This window comes from Sphingobium sp. B2, assembly GCF_007693735.1.
In the GTDB taxonomy this organism is placed as follows: Bacteria; Pseudomonadota; Alphaproteobacteria; order Sphingomonadales; family Sphingomonadaceae; genus Sphingobium; species Sphingobium xenophagum.
Genome location: NZ_VDBZ01000001.1, coordinates 313,114 through 332,650, shown reverse-complemented (window position 1 = coordinate 332,650; position 19,537 = coordinate 313,114). Strand labels below are relative to the sequence as shown.

At 63.8% G+C, this 19,537-nt stretch carries 24 protein-coding genes, 1 tRNA gene and 1 pseudogene; 16 read left to right on the top strand and 10 right to left on the bottom strand.

The genetic code is table 11. From position 1 onward, the window contains the following. Positions 1–13: 13 nt before the first annotated feature. The 7 genes from flhA to FE851_RS01645 form a co-directional block, all read right to left on the bottom strand. Positions 14–2,152, bottom strand: coding sequence for a flagellar biosynthesis protein FlhA (gene flhA / locus FE851_RS01675; RefSeq protein ID WP_145199281.1), 2,139 nt, complete (start codon positions 2,150–2,152; stop codon positions 14–16). 9 nt (positions 2,153–2,161) lie between these two features. After that, positions 2,162–2,980: a hypothetical protein gene (locus FE851_RS01670; RefSeq protein ID WP_019053021.1), complete on the bottom strand. Its 819-nt coding sequence runs from the start codon at positions 2,978–2,980 to the stop codon at positions 2,162–2,164. Positions 2,981–3,249: 269 nt separating this feature from the next. Then, the gene (locus FE851_RS01665) at positions 3,250–3,558 is read right to left on the bottom strand and encodes a hypothetical protein (RefSeq protein WP_145199278.1); all 309 of its coding nucleotides are present in this window, start codon (positions 3,556–3,558) and stop codon (positions 3,250–3,252) included. Positions 3,559–3,570: 12 nt separating this feature from the next. Beyond that, entirely contained in the window at positions 3,571–3,849 is a 279-nt protein-coding gene (flgM, locus tag FE851_RS01660; RefSeq protein WP_017183008.1) for a flagellar biosynthesis anti-sigma factor FlgM, read from the bottom strand. A 44-nt stretch (positions 3,850–3,893) separates the two neighbouring features. Continuing rightward, positions 3,894–4,460, bottom strand: a complete 567-nt coding sequence (locus FE851_RS01655; protein ID WP_145199275.1) for a flagella basal body P-ring formation protein FlgA — start codon at positions 4,458–4,460, stop codon at positions 3,894–3,896. A gap of 68 nt (positions 4,461–4,528) precedes the next feature. Next, the gene (locus tag FE851_RS01650) at positions 4,529–5,023 is read right to left on the bottom strand and encodes a flagellar motor protein MotB (RefSeq protein ID WP_130753655.1); all 495 of its coding nucleotides are present in this window, start codon (positions 5,021–5,023) and stop codon (positions 4,529–4,531) included. Then, positions 5,020–5,688, bottom strand: coding sequence for a MotA/TolQ/ExbB proton channel family protein (locus FE851_RS01645; protein ID WP_145199273.1), 669 nt, complete (start codon positions 5,686–5,688; stop codon positions 5,020–5,022). Before FE851_RS01645 ends, FE851_RS01650 begins: the two co-directional genes overlap by 4 nt. 253 nt (positions 5,689–5,941) lie before the next feature. Here FE851_RS01645 and flgB point away from each other — a divergent pair, with 253 nt between their 5' ends. The 15 genes and pseudogenes from flgB (at position 5,942) to FE851_RS01570 (ending at position 17,185) form a co-directional block, all read left to right on the top strand. After that, positions 5,942–6,310 (top strand): flagellar basal body rod protein FlgB, encoded by a 369-nt coding sequence (gene flgB / locus FE851_RS01640; protein ID WP_017183003.1) that lies wholly within the window; start codon positions 5,942–5,944, stop codon positions 6,308–6,310. Between the two features lie 2 nt (positions 6,311–6,312). Then, positions 6,313–6,723, top strand: coding sequence for a flagellar basal body rod protein FlgC (flgC, locus tag FE851_RS01635; RefSeq protein ID WP_026002365.1), 411 nt, complete (start codon positions 6,313–6,315; stop codon positions 6,721–6,723). Next, a pseudogene (locus tag FE851_RS01630) lies at positions 6,720–7,007 on the top strand (flagellar hook assembly protein FlgD); the annotation flags it as partial. The gene flgC and the pseudogene FE851_RS01630, both read left to right, overlap by 4 nt. Next, positions 7,007–7,549 carry a flagellar hook assembly protein FlgD gene (locus tag FE851_RS01625; RefSeq protein ID WP_145199271.1) on the top strand — a complete coding sequence of 181 codons (543 nt, stop codon included), beginning with the start codon at positions 7,007–7,009 and terminating at the stop codon, positions 7,547–7,549. The pseudogene FE851_RS01630 and the gene FE851_RS01625, both read left to right, overlap by 1 nt. A gap of 60 nt (positions 7,550–7,609) precedes the next feature. Further along, positions 7,610–8,455, top strand: a complete 846-nt coding sequence (locus FE851_RS01620) for a flagellar hook-basal body complex protein (protein ID WP_145199268.1) — start codon at positions 7,610–7,612, stop codon at positions 8,453–8,455. A 73-nt stretch (positions 8,456–8,528) separates the two neighbouring features. After that, positions 8,529–9,272, top strand: a complete 744-nt coding sequence (locus tag FE851_RS01615; RefSeq protein ID WP_017182999.1) for a flagellar basal body rod protein FlgF — start codon at positions 8,529–8,531, stop codon at positions 9,270–9,272. A 71-nt stretch (positions 9,273–9,343) separates the two neighbouring features. Beyond that, positions 9,344–10,132: a flagellar basal-body rod protein FlgG gene (flgG, locus tag FE851_RS01610; protein WP_017182998.1), complete on the top strand. Its 789-nt coding sequence runs from the start codon at positions 9,344–9,346 to the stop codon at positions 10,130–10,132. A gap of 8 nt (positions 10,133–10,140) precedes the next feature. Beyond that, positions 10,141–10,818 carry a flagellar basal body L-ring protein FlgH gene (locus tag FE851_RS01605; protein ID WP_130753661.1) on the top strand — a complete coding sequence of 226 codons (678 nt, stop codon included), beginning with the start codon at positions 10,141–10,143 and terminating at the stop codon, positions 10,816–10,818. A gap of 173 nt (positions 10,819–10,991) precedes the next feature. After that, positions 10,992–12,080 (top strand): flagellar basal body P-ring protein FlgI, encoded by a 1,089-nt coding sequence (locus FE851_RS01600; protein WP_107124472.1) that lies wholly within the window; start codon positions 10,992–10,994, stop codon positions 12,078–12,080. Further along, complete coding sequence (locus FE851_RS01595; protein WP_145204006.1) at positions 12,080–12,391, top strand: rod-binding protein; 312 nt, start codon at positions 12,080–12,082, stop codon at positions 12,389–12,391. The genes FE851_RS01600 and FE851_RS01595 overlap by 1 nt, the downstream gene beginning before the upstream one ends. Further along, positions 12,388–13,725: a flagellar hook-associated protein FlgK gene (gene flgK / locus FE851_RS01590; protein WP_145199265.1), complete on the top strand. Its 1,338-nt coding sequence runs from the start codon at positions 12,388–12,390 to the stop codon at positions 13,723–13,725. The genes FE851_RS01595 and flgK overlap by 4 nt, the downstream gene beginning before the upstream one ends. Before the next feature lie 19 nt (positions 13,726–13,744). After that, on the top strand, positions 13,745–14,590 hold the full coding sequence (locus FE851_RS01585) for a flagellin (protein ID WP_145199262.1): 846 nt from the start codon (positions 13,745–13,747) through the stop codon (positions 14,588–14,590). A gap of 128 nt (positions 14,591–14,718) precedes the next feature. Beyond that, positions 14,719–15,582, top strand: coding sequence for a flagellar motor stator protein MotA (gene motA / locus FE851_RS01580; protein WP_017181939.1), 864 nt, complete (start codon positions 14,719–14,721; stop codon positions 15,580–15,582). Positions 15,583–15,585: 3 nt separating this feature from the next. Further along, entirely contained in the window at positions 15,586–16,638 is a 1,053-nt protein-coding gene (locus tag FE851_RS01575) for a flagellar motor protein MotB (RefSeq protein ID WP_145199260.1), read from the top strand. 142 nt (positions 16,639–16,780) lie between these two features. Next, complete coding sequence (locus tag FE851_RS01570; RefSeq protein ID WP_145199257.1) at positions 16,781–17,185, top strand: hypothetical protein; 405 nt, start codon at positions 16,781–16,783, stop codon at positions 17,183–17,185. Between the two features lie 54 nt (positions 17,186–17,239). On the opposite strand, the gene FE851_RS25955 is transcribed toward FE851_RS01570, so the two are convergent. The 3 genes from FE851_RS25955 to rpsU all read right to left on the bottom strand — a co-directional run bounded on the left by FE851_RS25955 (position 17,240) and on the right by rpsU (position 18,544). Beyond that, positions 17,240–17,325, bottom strand: a tRNA-OTHER gene (locus tag FE851_RS25955). Between the two features lie 375 nt (positions 17,326–17,700). Continuing rightward, positions 17,701–18,264, bottom strand: coding sequence for an FKBP-type peptidyl-prolyl cis-trans isomerase (locus FE851_RS01565; protein ID WP_026002186.1), 564 nt, complete (start codon positions 18,262–18,264; stop codon positions 17,701–17,703). A 73-nt stretch (positions 18,265–18,337) separates the two neighbouring features. Then, positions 18,338–18,544 (bottom strand): 30S ribosomal protein S21, encoded by a 207-nt coding sequence (gene rpsU, locus FE851_RS01560; RefSeq protein WP_006957190.1) that lies wholly within the window; start codon positions 18,542–18,544, stop codon positions 18,338–18,340. Between the two features lie 226 nt (positions 18,545–18,770). Between rpsU and FE851_RS01555 the strand changes: the two genes are divergently transcribed. Continuing rightward, entirely contained in the window at positions 18,771–19,529 is a 759-nt protein-coding gene (locus FE851_RS01555) for a class II aldolase/adducin family protein (protein ID WP_130753669.1), read from the top strand. Positions 19,530–19,537: the final 8 nt, after the last annotated feature.

The window sequence follows — 19,537 nt, the reverse complement described above, 5'->3', positions numbered from 1 at the left end:
GGTCAGCCTCTCCTCAAGCGACCCGTTCGCGCTGCATCATGGGATCATGACGGGGCGCTGGATCGTGGCGCGGCGTGGGACGTTGTTCGCCACCGACGACGGCGGCCACCTCCACACCCTTGCCGTCCGGTATTTCCAGGAAGGACAGCACGGGCGTTTCGGGCAGATGCGGCTTGAACAGCCGCGCCATCGCCCGGCGCGCGACCGGCGAGGTGACGATGGCGAAATTGCGTGCCTGCCCCAGCAGGGGCCGCGCGGCCTGCACCACGGCTTCGACGATCCGGTTGGCGAGCGCGGGTTCGATCGGGTGGCGCGCATCGCCCGCCACGCGCATGGCCTGCGCCAGCAAGGCTTCGAGATCGCCGTCGAGCGTGATGACCGGCAGCGGCATCTTGACCGGAACAAGCCCCTGGATGATCAGCGCGCCGATGCGCTGGCGGACCGCTTCGACCAGTTGCTCGTGGCTCATGTCCGGGCGGGCGGCGTCGACCATCGCTTCGCAGATGCGGCGGAAATCCTTGAGCGCGATGCCTTCGGACAGGAGGGCGCGGCAGAGCGCGCTGATCTGCGTAAGGCTGAGCGTCGCGGGCGTCAGGCCATCGACCAGCTGGGGCGCCACATCCTTCAGATTGTCGAGCAGCTTGCGCGCTTCATCGAGGCCAAACATTTCCGCCGCGTTCATGGCGATCAGCTGGTTGAGATGCGTCGCCACGACCGTCGGCGGATCGACCACCGTATAGCCCGCGACTACCGCCTCGCTGCGCTTGGCCTGCGGAATCCAGACCGCGTCGAGGCCGAAGGTCGGGTCTTTCGCCGCGCGCCCTGCGACCGTGCCTTCCAGCGCGCCGCTGTCCAGCGCCAGCAGGTCGTCCGGCCAGATTTCATCCTCGCCGACCACGACACCCGCGATGGTGATGCGATATTGATTGGGTTCGAGCGCCAGATTGTCCTTCACCCGAACCATCGGCACGACAAAGCCCAATTCCTTGGACAATTGGCGACGAATGCCGGTGATCCGCGCCATCAGCGGCGCGCCCTTGCGTTCGTCGACCAGGCTGATGAGCCCATAGCCGATTTCCAGGCCGAGCAGCGCGCCGTCCGACACATCGCCCCATTCGATCAGCGCAGGGTTGACGGGCGGCGGCGCGGGTTCAGGTTCGGCCGCCTTTTTCTGGCTGGCCTTGCGCAGGTTCCAGGCGATCAGCCAGGAAACGGCGGCAGCCGGCAGGATGATCATGTGCGGCATGCCGGGCAGCATGCCCAGAAATGTCAGGATCGCCGCGACCGGCACCCAGGCGCGGCCGGAGCCGAACTGGTTGGCGATCTGGCCAGACAGGTCGTCCTCGCTCTTGACGCGGGTGACGATGGAGGCTGCCGCGATCGACAGCAGCAAGGCAGGGATCTGCGCGACCAGCGCATCGCCGATGGCCAGAAGAATATAGGTTTCCGCCGCCTGCCCCATAGTCAGGCCGTGGCTGACGACACCCAATATGATGCCGCCGATAATGTTGATCACCAGGATCAGGATGCCCGCGACCGCGTCACCCTTCACGAATTTGCTGGCACCGTCCATCGAGCCGTAGAAATCCGCTTCGGTCGCGACTTCCGCGCGGCGCAGCTTGGCTTCTTCGGGGGTCATGAGGCCCGCGTTCAGATCGGCGTCGATCGCCATCTGCTTGCCGGGCAAGGCGTCCAGGGTGAAGCGGGCGCTGACTTCCGACACGCGCCCCGCGCCCTTGGTGATGACCACCAGGTTGATGATCATCAGGATGGCGAACACGAAGATGCCGACGACATAGTCGCCGCCGATCAGGAAATGGCCGAACGCCTCGATCACCTGTCCCGCCGAATCGGACCCTTCATGCCCCTGCACCAGCACGACGCGGGTGGACGCGACGTTGAGCGCGAGGCGCAGCAGCGTCGCGAACAGCAGCACGGTCGGGAAGGCCGAAAAATCGAGCGGCTTGGCGGCGTTGAGCGCCACCATCAGCACGGCGAGCGAGATCATGATGTTGGTGATGAACCCGATGTCGAGCATGATCGCCGGGACCGGCACCATCATGAACAGCACGACCATCAGCGTCGCGAAGGGCAGCACCGCCCCCTTGGCGGCGCTCATCCAGATCTTCGCTTTGATTTGGTTGGGAGACATGAGGAGCCGTTACCTTCCGAGGGTGGCAAGCATGAGATAGGCGAGACGTGCGGTTTGCGGCTGGGGCCGGATGCCGACATCGATTTGCTGTTCAAGGCGCTGGGTTTCGATCCGCACATAGTCGGCGGGCTGCACCGTCTTTGCGCCGCCGGGCAGCGAAGCGTCGGCATATTGGACGGGACCGCCCAGGCTATCGACGCCCTTCTGCAATTTGGAGGCGAAGCGATCGCGAATGTCGGCGAAGCTGCGAGGATGGCCGGCGCGATCGTAGAAGATCGAACGGTTGGCGCGCGCCGCCGACGGGAAGAGCGAGGCTGCCGTGGCATCGGGCGCGCGGTCATGGACCGACAGGAATTTGCTCGCGCCGCCTACCCCCAGGAAATGGGCAAGATAGAGATCGACCGGCTCGGCCTCCCGGCCAAGGCGCTTTTCCAGAAAAGCCTTGTTGTCGGCGGCATGTTCCGCCGCCATCACCGACGCGGTTTCAGGATGCTTGCGCAGGTCGAGTATCTGCTGGCGCAATTCCGGGTCCGACACATAATAGCGGCCATTGCTGCCCTGGCTGATCGCGTCGGCCGCCCAGCCGAGGCCATATTGGCTGCCATGCTGGTCGATGACCGCCAGCCAGCTCTGGTCGATGAACTGGTAAAGGCCCGTTGCGGACGATGTCGTCGCGCGCGCGGTGGGGTTCATGCTGGATTCGATTTTGGCCTGACCCAGCAGATAGGCGAAATCCACGCCCGTACGGCGGCTCGCCATGGCGATCGCGTTCGTGACGCGATTGCCTGTCGATGTCCCCGTCGCTGTAATGTCTGCAAAAGCCGACATTGGTCCATGTTCCCCACTTGGTTCTGGGGAGCATTAGAGCAAGGCTTATGCCAAGATTTGGTTAATGCCGGCGCAACTATTTGCTTTTCTGCGATTGCGGTTACGCAGACGGAGCAGGTGCGCGGCATCGATAGGGCGACACCCCTCCACCGGCTGCGCCGGTCCCCCTCCGCTTGCAGGGGAGGATTTTGATGGCGCGAACATCCGCCAAAAACGAAAAACGGCGCCGATGGGCGCCGTTTTTTCGTCTTGGCGTTTGGTCGCCCTTTTTAGCGGCTGTAGGTCAGCGGGGCGTTGCGCGCGCCATGGGCAGCGAGCATCGCCAGCCGCTGATTCGCATGATCGGCGAGCAGATTGACCCGTATCCGCGCGCTGTCGATCAAAGGGAGCATCGCGCTCAGCCGCGCAACGGTCTGGGGTTCGGAACGCCATGCGCCGATGGCGCGGATGGCGGCGGCGCTGTGGCTTACCCGGTTGCTGGCGACCTCGATCGCCGCGGCATCATTGCCGTCCAGCACGTCGCGCAGATCCTCGAACGCTTCGAACAGATCGTCCAGCGCAGCAAGGCCAAGCGACATCTGCCCGGTCCCTTAACCAGCGACCGGCAGGTCAAGCGCGACCATGCGCTCGGCAATGGCCGATGGGTTGACGGGGTAGTTGCCCGACGCGATCGCGGCCTTGATGGCGGCGACACGATCCATGTCGATCGGCGCGCCTTCCGCCGCCATGCGCGAAGCTGGGCTGGCCGACGATGCCGACGATGAAGCGGTGGTCGAGCCGGTGGCCGACGACGCGCGCGTCTTGCCCCCCTCACGCAGGCGGTTCGCCTCTATGGCGGCGCTGATGCTTTGGCCGACGGACTTAATCATGGGTCTAATCCTTCACTCGTCCCTTACACCTATAACGGACAGGTTCAGAAATCCTTAAATCCAGGAATACGCACAAGTCCCATTTCCACGACTTGCGCAAAAATCGGTGCGGACTTCTTGTCCTCGCGCACCCGGATGGTTTCGCCGACCGCGCCGTCTTCATCCGCGATCATCACGCGAGAGACGCTGAAGGCGGCGTTGCCGGCCATCAACTGCACCGGATCGCCGCGCTTGACGACATGTTCCGCCGGGGCCGGGCGGGCAGCGGGGGTGAAACGGTTGGCGGCAGCGGTGCGCGGCACAGCGCCCGACGTGGTGGCGGATGCTCCCGCAACCAGCGGCACGCGAATGCGCCAGCCCAGCGCGTCGCATTTGACGATCGCAGCGCCGAACATGGGGCCATCGACCGCAGGGGTGGTTGGGCAAGCGGCAAGCTTCAAGCGGCGGTCGACCGGCGCGACGGGGCCGCCCGGTTCACCCAGATTGGCGCCTACGGTCATCGCCACCAGACTGTCGATCCGGTCCAGCTTCTCGAACTTCTGCTGCGCCAGCGCGGGTTGCGCGGCTACAAGGGCAATGGCGGCAAGAAGGATTGGCTTGGCTCGAAACACATTCTGTCTCCTGAAAAGACGGAGGGTCTTTCCGGGGAATTCAGCAATATCAGTGCCAGTTTGGGCTGTTATTCGGTCTTGGCGCCCGGTGCGATGCGGATCACCTGCCCCTGCCCGCCCCTGCCATCGGCCTGATCGAGGCCGCGAATCCGCAGCCGATCCTGCGATATGCCGTCCAGCTTGAGCGCGCGGGCGACTGCGCCGAGACGGGCGGCCGCAAGATCCCAGTCGTCGAAGCGCTGTCGCGCGCGGTCGCTGCCATGGCTGCGAATTTCCACGCCACCGGCTTGCCCGGCATATTGGCGGGCAATGACGGACAGGCGGGCGCGGCCCTGATCGGTGAGCATGGCTTCACCCGGCACGAACAGTTCGACTGCGCGAATCTCCACGCCCGGCCGCATGACGCGGCCGCCAAATTGCTGCGCGACCTGCCCCAGCATGGCGTCGCGGCGCGATCCGCTGGCCTGCAACAGGACGAAGAAGGCCAGGAGCAGAAGCAAAAGATCGGCGAAGCTGACCGCCCAGCGGTTGCGCCGCGCGGCGACGGTGGTGGACGCGCTCATGCGACTTCGCGGATCGACGCCCGGCGCAGCGGGGCATTTTCGCGCCGCGCGATGCCCAGCATCCGGGCGACGACCTCCTGCTGCCAGGCCAGTTCGCGTTCGGACAGGTCGGCCAGGCGCGCGGCAATGGGCGCTGCGATCATATTGGCGATGACGACGCCATAAAAGGTGGTGAGCAGCGCCAGCGCCATGGCGGGACCGAGAGCGGCGGGATCATCCATCGCCGCGAACATGCCAATAAGGCCGATGATCGTCCCGGCCATGCCCAGCGCGGGCGCGGCATCAGCAATCGACAGCCATACATTGCGCGCGCCGGCATGGCGCTGCGCCCGGTCGGCCAGCGCTTGCGCCGCCCATAGTTCGAACAGGTCGGCGCGATCGCTGTTGGCGAGCCTGCGGGCGGCTTCGGTCAGGAAGGGATTGGCGGTCTTGACCCGGTCAGTGCAGGACAGGCCGCGCAGCTGCGCCACCTGATCGATCTTGAGCATGGCGACGCGCGCCGCATCACGATCCCGCGTCGGATCGGCAGTGACCAGCGGCACGAGCGCCGCGATCGCCCGGCCAAGCGCCGCGACCCCGTTCTGGAACAGCGCGACCAATATTATGCCCGCGACCATGGCCAATAATGTCAGCGGGTCGAACAGATGGCCCATCATCGCGATCATGCAAATTCGTCCCCATTTTGGCCGTCACCGGACAGCGGCAAGGCAGTGCCGCCGACCGGCAATTTCTTGCCGCCCTTGCCGCCCCTATCCGCCAAAGCCCCGTATTCCGGGGATTTTCGCCCTACCCCTGCGTCACCTGCGCAAATTGGCACGGCTCTTGCGAATATCAGGCTGGATCGCCCGTATCGAACGCCATCAGGCATAAGAACGGCAGCGGTCGACCAACTTTTAGGCCTGGCAAAGGGCAATAGGCATGTCGGTGGAAGAAAGTCTGTTCGGGATCCATGGAAAGGCGCTGGCGCTTCGTTCGCAGCGTCTGTCCCTGCTCGCGTCCAACATCGCCAATGCCTCCACCCCCGGCTACAAGGCGCGCGACATCGATTTCGACGCCGCGCTGAAGCAGGCGACGACGCAGGCAAGCGGCGGCGCGGCTGACGTGTCCAAGGCCGTCGACGATGCCATGGGCTATCGCGTCCCGCTGCAACCCAGCCTGGACGGCAATACGGTGGAACTGAGCACCGAACAGACGCTGTTTGCGGAAAATGCCGTCAAATATCGCACGACGCTCTCCTTCCTTGAGGGCCGCATCAACACCATCAACCGCGCACTGAAGGGAGAATGAGCATGAGCGGCTCTGGCCCCATGAATGTTTTTGACATTGCCGGTCGCGCCATGAGCGCGCAGCTGGTGCGTCTGAACGCGACGGCTTCCAACATGGCGAACGCGGGCAATGTCACCGGCAGCGCCGCCGAAGCCTATCGCGCGATCAAGCCGGTTTTCCAGTCAGTCACCGACAGCCCAGGCGTGTCGACGGTCAAGGTCGACAAGGTGGTCACAACCGACGCGCAGCCGACCAAACGGCACGATCCCAATCACCCGCTGGCCGATGCCAATGGCGATGTGTGGGAAGCGGCGGTCGATAGCAATGCCGAGATGATCGACATGATCGAGACGGCGCGCATGTACCAGAACAATGTGCAGGTGCTCAACACCGCCAAGTCCCTGATGCTCGAAACCATAAGGATCGGCAAATGACGACCTCTACCGTCACCGACAGCGCCGGGCTTTCGGTCTATAATCCGACTGCCAAGGTCGGCACCGGCAAATCCGAAATGGGTCAGGGGGATTTCCTGCGCCTGCTCACCGCGCAGATGCAGACACAGGACCCGTTCGAGCCGGTCAACAACGCCGAAATGGTGTCGCAGATGGCGACCATCACCAATTCGAGCGGCATTGCCGAAATGAACGCCAATCTGGCGTCGATCAAGGAACAGCTGTCGGGCACGCGCCTGGGCGATGCGGCGAGCTGGATCGGCAGATGTGTATAAGAGACAGGGACCCGTTCGAGCCGGTCAACAACGCCGAAATGGTGTCGCTGATGGCGACCATCACCAAGTCGAGCGGCATTGCCGAAATGAACGCCATTCTGGCGTCGATCAAGGAACAGCTGTCGGGCACGCGCCTGGGCGATGCGGCGAGCTGGATCGGCAAATCCATGCTGGTGCAGAGCAATATCGCAGCGCCTGACACAAGCGGCATCTATGCTGGCCAGATCACCCTGCCTGCCGCAGTCGATGGCGCATCGGTCGATCTGGTCGATGGCAATGGCAATGTCGTCAAGTCGATCGATCTGGGCGCACGGCCCGCAGGCGATGTCAGCTTCTATTGGGATGGCAAGGACGACACCGGCGCAACCGTCAGCAACGCCGCGCTTCAGGTCAAGGTCAGGGGCGCGACCCCCAGCAAGGTCGCGACCTGGGCGACGATCGCCGCCGTCCAGTCTCCGGCGGACGGCTCCGCATCCAAACTCATCACCGCGCTTGGCACCTACAGCCCGTCGGACGCCATCAGCCTCAGCTAATTTAGTCGCTTTCACCCCTTCATTTCACCCCCATTTACCGTTCACCTAGGGAGTTACGCCATGTCCTTCTATGTTTCCCTGTCCGGCCTCAAGGGCGCGCAGGCCGATCTGTCGGCCATTTCCAACAACGTCGCCAACGTCAATTCAACGGCCTTCAAGAAGAGCAAGGCGCAGTTCGGCGACATTTTCGCCGCCGCGCCGATGCAGACCACGCATCAGGTCGCTGGCCAGGGCGTGCGCGTGCAGGGCATCACCCAGCAATTTACCCAAGGCACGATCGAAACCACCGACAAGACGCTGGACATGGCCATCACCGGCGAAGGCTTCTTCACCGTCAAGGCCGAAGACGGCACGATCAGCTACACCCGCAACGGCGCTTTCTCGGTCGATGACGATCGCTACGCGGTCGACACCACCGGCGCACGCATGCAGGTGTTCGCGGTCGATCCCGATACAGGCGTTCCGACCACGCCTCCCACGTCTGCCAGCACGCCTGCCGATCTGGTCGATCTGCAGGTGCCGACCACCTATCAGGGTCTGCCCGACGGCGCGCAGCTGACCAGCGTTGGCGTGGCCAAGGACGGGCTGGTATCGGCCATCTATGCCGATGGCAGCACGGTCTATCTGGGTCAGGTCGCCATGGCATCCTTCAACAGCCTGGAAGGCCTGCGCCAGCAGGGCGATGCGCACTGGTCGTCCACCGTCGCCAGCGGCAGCCCGATCCTGGGTCTGGCCAATGAAGGCATGTTCGGCGCGGTCAACACCGGGTCGCTGGAGCGGTCCAACGTCGACATCACCGACGAACTGGTGTCGCTGATCGCGGCGCAGCGCAACTTCCAGGCGAACAGCAAGGCGATCGAGGCGGCCAACACGCTGACCACCACCATCGTCAACATCCGCACCTGATAAGCGAGCCGTGCCGGTCTCTGCCTACAGGGTGCGGACCGGCGCGACTTTCCAGCGAACGTAGGAATTTTCCATGGACCGGCTCGTCAATACGGCACTTACCGCGATGCGCGGCGCAATGGCCCGGCAGGCGTCGATCGCGAACAATCTCGCGAACGCCAATACGGTGGGCTTTCGCGCCGAAATCGCCAATGCCGAGACGCGCTGGATCAAGGGCGATACGTTCGACACCCGCGCACAGGCATCCGAACAGGTGATCGCCGCCGACATGGCGCAAGGCGCGGTCACCCAGACGGGCAATGCGCTCGACGTGGCCCTGAACGGTGATGCATTGCTCGCGGTTCAGGGCGCCGACGGCAGCGAAGCCTATACGCGGCGCGGCGACCTGAAGATCAGTGACAGCGGCCTGCTGACCACCGGCGACGGCATGCCCGTACTGGGTGAAGGCGGGCCCATCACCTTGCCCCAGCTCGACAGCGTGTCGATCGCGCAGGATGGCAGTATCTGGGGCGTGCCGCAGGGTGGCGACGCGGCCAATCCGCAGCGGATCGATGCGCTCAAGCTCGTCAATGCGACGGGTTCCGGCATCGCCAAGGGCACGGACGGCCTGTTCCGCGAAGTCAATGGCGGCGCATTGCCGCAAGACCCGCTGGCCACCGTCACCAGCGGATCGATCGAAGGATCGAACGTCAATCCGACCAGCGCGCTGGTCCAGATGATCGAGGCGAGCCGCGCGTTTGAAACGCAGGTCAAGCTGATCGACACCGCCAAGCAGCTGGACGATGGCGGCGCATCGCTGATGCGGCTTGATAGTTAATCTGGCACGAACCTTGCTTTTATTGAGGCATCAGGCGTCCCTTCACTGCGACGCTTTACGGAGATGAGACGATGAGCAACGCCGCCCTTCATGTCGCCCGCACCGGCCTCGATGCGCAAAACACCAAGATGCGCGTGATCGCCAACAACCTGGCGAACGTCAACACCACCGGATTCAAGCGCGACCGCGCCGATTTCGAAACGCTCGCCTATCAGCAGATGATCGCGGCGGGCGCCAATTCGGACAGCGAAAACAAGTTCGCAACCGGCCTCAACCTTGGCTCCGGCGTGTCGTTGCAGGGGACGAGCAAGATCAACACCCAGGGCACGCTGACCGAAACCGGCAATGCGCTCGACATGGCGATCGAAGGGTCCGGCTTCTTTCAGGTCCAGCGCCCGGACGGCTCCATCGCCTATACCCGCGCAGGCAATTTCAGCGTCACCGCCGAAGGCACGGTCGTCACCAGCGACGGCCTGCCGTTGATCCCGCAAATCACCGTGCCGGAAGGCGCGACGTCAGTGACGGTCGGCAATGACGGCACCGTGTCCGCGACGCTCCAGGGTGAAGCGACGCCGACCCAGCTTGGCCAGATCGAACTGGCGACCTTCATGAATGCAGCGGGGCTTTCCGCGATCGGCGGCAACCTGCTGGTCGAAAGCGCCGCCAGCGGTACGCCGCAGGTCGGCGTCGCGGGCCTTGAAGGACGCGGATCGATCCGGTCGGGTAGCCTCGAAACGTCGAACGTCAATGTCGTCGAGGAACTGGTCGACATGATCGAGACCCAGCGCGCCTATGAGGTCAACAGCAAGATGATCAAGGCGACGGACGAGATGCTCCAGTACGTCAACCAGAATATGTGATCGGACTGATGCGCACCCTCCTCATCGCCTTCACCGCCACATCACTGGTCGCTTTCGCCGCCGCCCCTGCTTATGCGGGCAAGAAGCGCGATACCGAGCGCGCACTCTATGCGCCGACCGTGGTGGCGCAGCCGGTCGCGCCGCCATCCAATGGTTCGATCTTTCAGGCATCCATGGGCTATACCCCCCTGACCAGCGGCGCGCGGGCGACGGCGGTGGGCGACATCATCACCATCGTGCTGGTCGAGCGGACGCAGGCGACCAAGAGCAACAGCGCCGACACCAGCCGCGACGGCAATCTGGGCCTGACCCCGCCATCGACCGGCCTGCTGTCCAAGCTGTTTTCGGCCAGCGACGTCGCCATGGGCGGCCAGAACGGCTTTAACGGCAAGGGCGGGGCAACCCAGTCCAACGCGCTGTCGGGCGAGATTACCGTGACGATCGCGGCGACATATCCCAATGGCACCATGCTGGTGCGCGGTGAAAAGGCGCTGACGCTCAATCGTGGCGACGAGTTCATCCAGATCAGCGGTCTCGTCCGCCAGGCCGATATCGGCCCGGACAACCGCATCGCATCGACCCGCGTGGCCGATGCCAAGATCATCTACACCGGCAAGGGCGAGATCGCCCGTGCCAGCAAGCAAGGCTGGCTGCAGAGTTTCTTTTCAAAGATCAGCCCGTTTTGATGGAGCGTTTCGTGACCCTAGCCTCGCGCCCGACCTTCATCCTCCCTTTCAAGGGGAGGTGGCTGGCCAACGGCCAGACGGAGGGGTGTCGCCCTATCGTTGGCGGGACACCCCTCCACCACGCCCTGCGGGCGCGGTCCCCCTCCCCGTCCAGGGGAGGATGGCATAGCCGCATTCTCCTCGCGCTGATCCTGCTGCTAGCCTCCTTCGCCGTGCCCGCGCAGGCGGAACGGGTGAAGGATCTGGGCACGTTCCAGGGCGTTCGCCCCAACCAGCTGACCGGCTATGGCATCGTCGTCGGGCTGGCAGGCACGGGCGACGACAGCCTGCAATATGCTACCGAGGGCATGAAGGGCGTGGTTTCGCGCTTTGGCCTGACGCTGCCGCAGGGGATCAATCCCGCGCTCAAAAATGCGGCGGCCGTGCTGGTCACCGCCGATCTGCCCGCTTTTTCCAAGCCCGGCCAGCGGCTGGACATCACCGTGTCGGCGCTGGGCAAGGCCAAGTCGCTGCGCGGCGGCACGCTGATCCTGACGCCGCTCCGCGGTGCGGACAATGAAATCTACGCCATGGCACAGGGCAACCTTGCCGTCGGCGGTCTGGGCGTGTCCGGCGCCGATGGCAGCCAGGTGTCGGTCAACATCCCCTCGGCCGGGCGCATCCCCGGCGGCGCGACGGTAGAGCGCGCAGTGGCGACCGGGTTCGATACCGCGCCCACGCTGACCTTCAACCTTGCCGAAGCGGACCTGACCACGGCGCTGCGCGTAGCCGACGGCATCAACCGCGCCTTTGGCGATCGCCGCGCCCGCGCCATGGACGCTGTATCCGTGACGATCGACGCCATTCCGGGGGCGGAGGACCGCATCCTGATGATGGGCATGATCGAAAATATCGAGATTTCGCCCGCCGATGCACCGGCCAAGGTCATCGTCAACGCGCGCACCGGCACGGTCGTCATCAATGGCGCGGTGCGTATTCATCCCGCCGCCGTCGCGCACGGCAAATTGACCGTCAGCGTCAATGAAAGCCCGCGCATCGTCCAGCCCGCGCCATTCAGCCGGGGCCAGACGGCGCAGGAAGAGTCGAGCAACATCAGCATCGACGAACAGAAAAAACCTATGGTTAATTTTAAAGGCGGGGCGTCGCTGGCCGATATAGTCAAGGCGGTCAACGCCATCGGGGCATCTCCTGCCGACATGGTCGCGATCCTGGAAGCGCTCAAGCAGGCGGGCGCAATGAAAGCGGAACTGGTGGTATTGTGATGCAGATCAGCGCGACATCCTCCGCGACCGCCCCGTCGGGCGCTACGCCCGCGAACAAGGCCAGTCTGGAAAAGACCGCGCAGCAGTTCGAGGCGATTTTCCTGCGCCAGATGATCGGCGCGATGCGATCCGCCAGCCTGGCCGAAGGCATTTCCGATTCCAGCGCGACCGAGCAGTTTCAGTCGATGGCCGATTCGCGCACCGCCGACGCCATGGCGAGCGGCAACAGCCTGGGCATCGCGCAATTGCTGATCAAGCAGTTCGGCGCCAAGCCTGCGCCTGACGCACTCGCCGGGACGACCGCGCCATGAGCGACCTGTTCATCATCGGCGCTTCGGGCACCCGCGCCTATCGCACCGCGATGGCGGCGATTGGCGAGAATATCGCCAATGCCAGCACCGATGGCTATGCTCGCCGGTCCGTGACGACGGCCGAATCCGGCGCGTCCACATCCACCATGGCCATGTATGTGTCCAAGGCGAATTTCGGCGGCACGCAGGTGACGAGCATCAATCGCGGCACCGACCCCTATCTGGACGCCACGGTGCGGTTGACCGGCATGGGGCTGGGCAGTTCGACCGCGCGGCTGCGCTGGCTGAGCGACGCTGAAAATGCGCTCAACGACACGGGCACCGGCATCGGCGCGCTGATGACCGGCATGTTCCAGAATATGGAAAAGCTGGCCGCCAGCCCGTCCGACACATCGCTGCGCGTCACCACATTGGACAGCATTTCCCGCGTCGCGCAGGCCTTCAACCAGACCGCCGCGGACCTGGAAGCCGTGTCGGAGGGCATTGCGACCGAAGCGCAGGCGTCGGTCAGCACGGTCAACCGTTCGCTCGAAGCGCTGGCCGACATCAACAACAGCCTGTTGCGCGCGCAGCCGGGCACCTCTGCTTATTCGCAGTTGCTCGACAGCCGCGACGCCGCCTTGCAGGACCTGACCGAAAATCTGAACGTCACGATCAGCTTTGGCGCACATGACAGCGCGCAGATCAGCTATGGCGGGCAAACGCTGGTACAGGGCAATGTCGCCGCCAGCCTGGTGGCGAACAGCAATGCCGACGGCACGCTGGCCCTGACGCTGGCCGACGGCACGGCGCTCGCCACGCCAGCCAATGGCGCGCTGGGCGGCCTGTTTTCCGCCGCCAGTACCGTCACCGGCCGCCGCGCAAGCCTCGACACGATTGCCGGGCAGTTCGTCACCGACATGAACGCCTGGCACGCGCAGGGCGTCACCGATGCCGGCAATGCCGGCGCGGCGCTATTATCCTATGGCGGCAGCGCGGCCAGTGTCGCGGCGTTGATCACCGATCCGGCGGAACTGGCCACCCGGTCATCGAACGGCACGCTGAACGGCAACCTGCTGACCGTCACGTCCACCCTGCGTGGCAATGGCAGCGTCGAACAGGCCTGGACCGCGCTGATCGCCACCCATGGCAATCTGCTGGCGGCGACAAAGTCGGAAAACACCACTGCGCAAAGCCGCAGCGACCAGGCGGTCGCGGCGCGCGAAGCGGTGAGCGGCGTCGATCTGGACATGGAAGCGGCCGACCTTCTGCGCATCCAGCAGGCCTATTCGGCCAGTGCCAAGATCTTGCAGGTCGCCAAGGAAACCATCGATTCCATTCTTCAGATTCTCTGAGCCGCGAAAGGGCTGAGCCATGGTAGGTATCACCAACAAGATCATGCTCGCCGAAATCCGCCGGCAGCAGCAATTGTCGCAGAATATCGTCGACGGACAGACCGCCATTTCCACCGGCGTCACGCTGAACAAGCCGTCAGACGACGCGCTTGCCTGGGTGCAACTGTCCGACGTGGGCCGGGCGCAGGCGCAGCAGTCCGCGTGGCAGACCAATATCAGCTATGGCAAGACCCGCGCCGCCAATGCCGAAGCCAATCTGGACGAGGTCAACAATCTGTTGACCCGTGCGCAGGAACTGGTGTCGTCATCCCGCAACGGATCGGTCAATGATACCAGCCGCGTCGCGATCTACGAGGAAATGTCGACCATCCGCGCGACCATCAGCGAACTGCTGAACCAGACGGACTATCAAGGCGTATCGGTTTTCGACGATCAGCAGAGCGTGCTGGTGCCGGTCAGCCGCGGCCTCAACCTGGCCGTGGTTGCGACGAGACAGGAAGTTTCCGAAGGGATCGACGTCAACGGCACGCCAATGTCGATCGACGACATGCTGGGCCAGAGCATCGCCGCCCTGCAAAGCGGGGACGATGATGCGGTTGCGACGAGCCTGGACGCGATGAAGATCGGGCAAAACCATATCACGGTGGAACTGGCGCGGCAGGGCGTGCGCAGCAACCGGCTGGATGTGGTCGGCGACCGGCTGACCGACATCGACCTTGATCTGACCGAACGGCGCTCCGCGCTGGAATCGACGGACCTGACCGAAGTCATTTCCAATGTGAAGGCGCAGCTGATGCAGCTGGAAGCCGCGCAATCGGCCTTCGCCCGGATCAACCAGCGGACATTGTTCGACCTGATCAGCTGATCCGACGAAATTAAGTCGTCGTCCTAAACCGGACGCTAACCAGTCCGTATTAACCAGATGACAGGGCGTCGCATGGGACGCCGCCGGGGGCGAAACGCCGCCGGATCGTTTATATCGGGGAATTTCGCATGTTCGCAGCCATCGGACTGGTCGTCCTGCTTGTCATGGTGTTTGGCGGCTTCGCCTTCACCGGCGGCGATCTTGGCCCGGTGCTTCACGCGCTGCCGCACGAAATGCTGATCATCGGCGGCGCGGCAGTCGGCGCGCTCATCATCGGCAACAGCGGATCGGACCTCAAGGCGCTGGGCGGTGGCCTGGGCAAGGTGTTCAAGGGCGCCAAGTACAAGAAGCAGGATTTTCTGGACTGCATCTTTCTGGTGAGCAAGCTCATGAAAACGCTGCGGGTCGAGGGACCGGTGGCACTGGAGCCGCATATCGAGGACCCTTCGACCTCCACCATCTTCACCGAATATCCCAAGCTGATGAAGGACAAGGCGCTGATCCACCTGATCAGCGATACGCTGCGTCTGGTCGTCATCTCGTCCGGCACGCTCGATCCGCATGCGGTGGAGGAGGTGATGGATAACAGCCTCAAGACCCATCATCATGAAGCGATCAAACCCGCCGACAATCTTCAGGGGCTGGCCGACGCGCTGCCCGCGCTCGGCATCGTCGCGGCGGTGTTGGGCGTGGTCAAGACCATGGGGTCGATCGACCAGCCGCCCGCCATTCTGGGCGCAATGATCGGATCGGCGCTGGTCGGCACCTTCCTTGGCATTCTGCTAGCCTATGGCATGGTCAATCCCTTCGCCAACCGCTGCCGCTCGGTTATCGAGGCGGACGGGGCGATCTACCATGTCGTCAAGCAGATCATCATCGCATCGCTGCACGGCCATCCGCAGCCGCTGGTGATCGAGGCGGCCCGGTCCGGCCTGACCCATGCCAATCAGCCCGGCTTTGCCGAAGTGTTCGACGGCATGCGGGGCAAATAAGCCATGGCGGAAAAGAAGCGCGGCGCGAACGAGCCGGAACCCCGGCCAATCATCGTCAAGAAGATCATCGTCGATGGCCATGGCGGCCATCATGGCGGCGCGTGGAAAGTCGCCTATGCCGATTTCGTGACCGCGATGATGGCGTTCTTCCTGCTGATGTGGCTGCTGGGCGCGACCACCGAAAAGCAGCGCAAGGCGCTGGCCGACTATTTCACCCCGACCCTTGTCGAGCTGAAAATGGCGTCGGCTGGCTCCACCGGGCTGATGGGGGGCGACAGCATCACGGGCAAGGAAAACTACCCGACCACCGGCGGCCAGGGCAACCTGTCCATCACCATCCCGCGTGACGCGACCGGCACCAAGGATCAGGGCGGCAAGGCGATGCGCGCCGCCGACCGGCAGAAGTTCGAATCGATCAAGAAGGATCTGGAAGCGCGCATGGCGCGGCAGAAGGGCATGGCGAAGCTGCGCAAGAATGTGCGCTTCACCGAAACCCGCGAAGGGTTGCGCATCGACCTGATCGACGAAGCGGATTTCGCGATGTTCGCGATGGGCACCGACCGGCTTGTGCCGCAGGCCCGCGCGCTGATCAGCGAAGTCGCGACCGTGCTGCAAACCATGCCCAACCCGCTGATCGTGCGCGGCCATACCGACGGCCTGCCCTATGCGTCGGGCCGGACCATGAACAACTGGCTGCTGTCATCGACCCGCGCCGAATCGACGCGCAAGGCGCTGGCCGACAGCGGCATCCCCAACAATCGCTTCGCCCGGATCGAAGGCGTCGCCGACCGCGAACCCTTTATCAAGAACGACGCCTATGACCCGCGCAACCGGCGCATGTCGATCATCCTGGGCTGGACCCGTGGCGGCAACAATGCGGACGATGCGGATATGGACGCGGAAACCAGGGCGGCGATCAAGGAACGCGACGACCCGACCCGCGTGGCGAAAAAGGCGGCGCTGAGCCTGGACATGGGCGGCACCGGCCTGCCCGGCGGCGCGACGCTGCTGAACCCGACCGCGCCTGGGACTTCGGGGAAGCCGGGGAAGCATTGAGGATGGTGGGGTGACCGGAGGGGTAGGAAGCTGACTGGCAGGTTTCGGGAGTGATCGGCGATAGCTGATGTTCGGCAGTGAGAGCGCCACCCGACAGCAATCGCCCCTTGCTGACGTTTAGCGTAGTTGACAGTTTGCCGACATGACGACCCTTTTCATCGAGGCCGACGAGCCGCTCCTTGTGTTCGCTTCCATCGAAATGGCCGAGCAGCATCTTGAACCGCTTGATGTTGAGAGCGGAGTCTACACGCGCGCCTTTGGCCCAACGGGTGAACTTTTTTCGATCGAAACAGATGGCGAAAGCGTCACTATTCGCAATAGCAAACAGCCAGCGGACCCTGATAGCCTGTGTGCGCTTCTTCGACGCTCATTGCAGCAGATTGGCGAGTTGGTTCCAATGGACGCGGATCTCCCTACGCTGGTTGCTTTTACCGAAGATGTGTGGACGAGGCGTCAGCGCGATGTAACCACCAAGTTCAAGTCGGGCGGCATGCTCGTGCTCGTCATATTGGGAGGCTTAGCCGCTCTTTATCTCGGCTTGCGCTAGGCGCGGCAATCAGGAACGCCGCAGATAGCCTCCATGGTCAAAAAAGGTCATTGATGCCAGCGGCAGGGGATCGAACCCGCACCTCCACCTCGCGGTGAGGATCGCAGTAGCGATGCGTCTACCAATTCCGTCACGCTGGCACGGTCATTTAGCGAATCGATAGCCGTCCCGGCGATGCCCGGTCTCAAGCTGGCCTATTACTGATGTGAATAGCAACAAATAGTCGCTTGCAGACTGACACCTTGTACCTCTCCCTTGAGGGAGAGGGATGCGCAGACTTGGCAGCTGGCTGCCTAGTCGAAGCTGGGAGAGGGTGTCGCGCTCTCAAGGCGGCATGCGCCACCAGCGTCGATCCCCCTCATCCAACTTCGCCTAGACGACTTCGTCGCCAAGGCCTCGTATCCCTCTCTCCCAAGGGGGGAAGGGAGCCTTGCTTCGCGCCGCCATCATCCGCCCGGCGCACAAAAAAGGGGCCGTTTTGGCGGCCCCTTTTGTCTCATCGGCTTTGCCTGTGATCAGCGTGGCGGCTGGGCGCCTGCTGCGCCTTGCTGTTGCTGCATCATCTGCTGCATCTGCATGATTTCGGCGCGCGACTTGAAGTCGTGCAGTTCGACGTCGAAGACCAGGATCGAACCGGCGGGGATCGGGCCTGCGGCCTGATCGCCATAGCCAAGCTGCGGCGGGATCCAGAGGCGGTATTTGCCGCCCTTCTTCATCTTTTGCAGGCCTTCGGAGAAGCCGGGGACGACGCCGTCGATCGGCATCGGCGCCTGCGGATTTTCGTCGAACACGGTGCCGTCGAGCAGCGTGCCCTTATAGCCCACCAGCGCCACGTCGGCGGTGGTCGGGCTTGGACCAGTGCCTTCTGCCAGCACCTTATATTGCAGACCCGACGGAGTGGTGATCACGCCTTCAGCATCGGCATTCTGCGCCATGAAGGTAGCGGGCGAGGCTTTGACGCCCTGCTGCCCGGCCCAGGCCAGACCACCAGCCGCCAGCGCAAGCGCGGCGACACCAATCCAGAGGCGCGTCAAAGACCCCCTGGCGATAGGACGAAGGGGAACGGCCGTTGTGGACATGGCGACGCTTCTCGCAATTCAGGGGCAGGCAGGCAGCAGGAAAGCGGGACGGCACGGGCCGCCCCGGCGGCGCTTACTTCGCGCCGTCGCGCTCGGCGCGCTTGCGATCCATCTTGCGGGCGCGGCGCACGGCGGCGGCCTTTTCACGGGCGCGCTTTTCCGACGGCTTTTCGTAGTGACGACGCAGCTTCATTTCGCGATACACGCCTTCACGCTGCAGCTTCTTCTTGAGCGCGCGGAGGGCCTGGTCGACATTATTGTCGCGAACGATGATCTGCATAAGTCCGTCAATCTCCAATCGAAAACGAGCCTTTTGCCGGGATTTTTCAATCCGTCCCGACAGCCCGTCGCAATAGCAAAGCCTGTGAGTCGTCGCAGGTCACCCTACGCCGTGTGGGGCGCGCCCTACCAGCAGAGTCGCAGCAATTCAACCCTAAAGCCCGCACTATGGACTAACGGGCGCGGAAAGCGGATAGTCCTGGCCATGATATAAGAGAGGATCGCCCATGGCCAGCGCCGCAAAACGCCCCGATATGTCCGCCGCCGAATGGGAGGCGCGCCAGCAGCTGGCCGCCTGCTACCGCATATTCGACCATATGGGCTGGTCCGAGCTCATCTATAACCACATCACCGTGCGGGTGCCCGGAGAGGAGAGCGCGTTCCTGATCAACCCGTTCGGCCTTGGCTATCATGAAGTGACCGCGTCCAATCTGGTCAAGATCGACATTGACGGCGCGGTGCTGGATGGCAGCCCCTATCCGGTCAACCGCGCCGGATTTGTCCAGCATAGCGTGTTCCACCGCCATCTGCCCGACGCCCATTGCATCATCCACACCCACACGACGGCGGGCATGGCGGTGAGCGCCACCGCCGAAGGACTGCGCCCGATCAGCTTCTATGCTGCCGCCTTTGCCGGGCAAATCGCCTATCATGATTTTGAGGGCGTCACGATCCGCAGCGAGGAGGGCGAGCGGTTGATCGCCAATCTGGGCGACAAGCGGGTGATGATGCTGCGCAACCATGGCACGCTGGTGATGGCGCAGAGCCTGCCAGAGGCGTTTCTGAAACATTGGCTGCTCCAGCGCGCGTGCGAGATTCAGGTGGCGGCTGGCGCGGCGGGAACGCCGGTGGAACTGAGCGCGGAAGTGATCGCGGTGCATCAGCGCGATCTGGCCGGGGTGCAACTGCCGGTGGGGCCGGGCGTGCCGGATTTCCAGGCGATGGTGCGGCTGATCGACCGGGTGGACCAGAGCTGGCGGGATTAAGCCCCTGT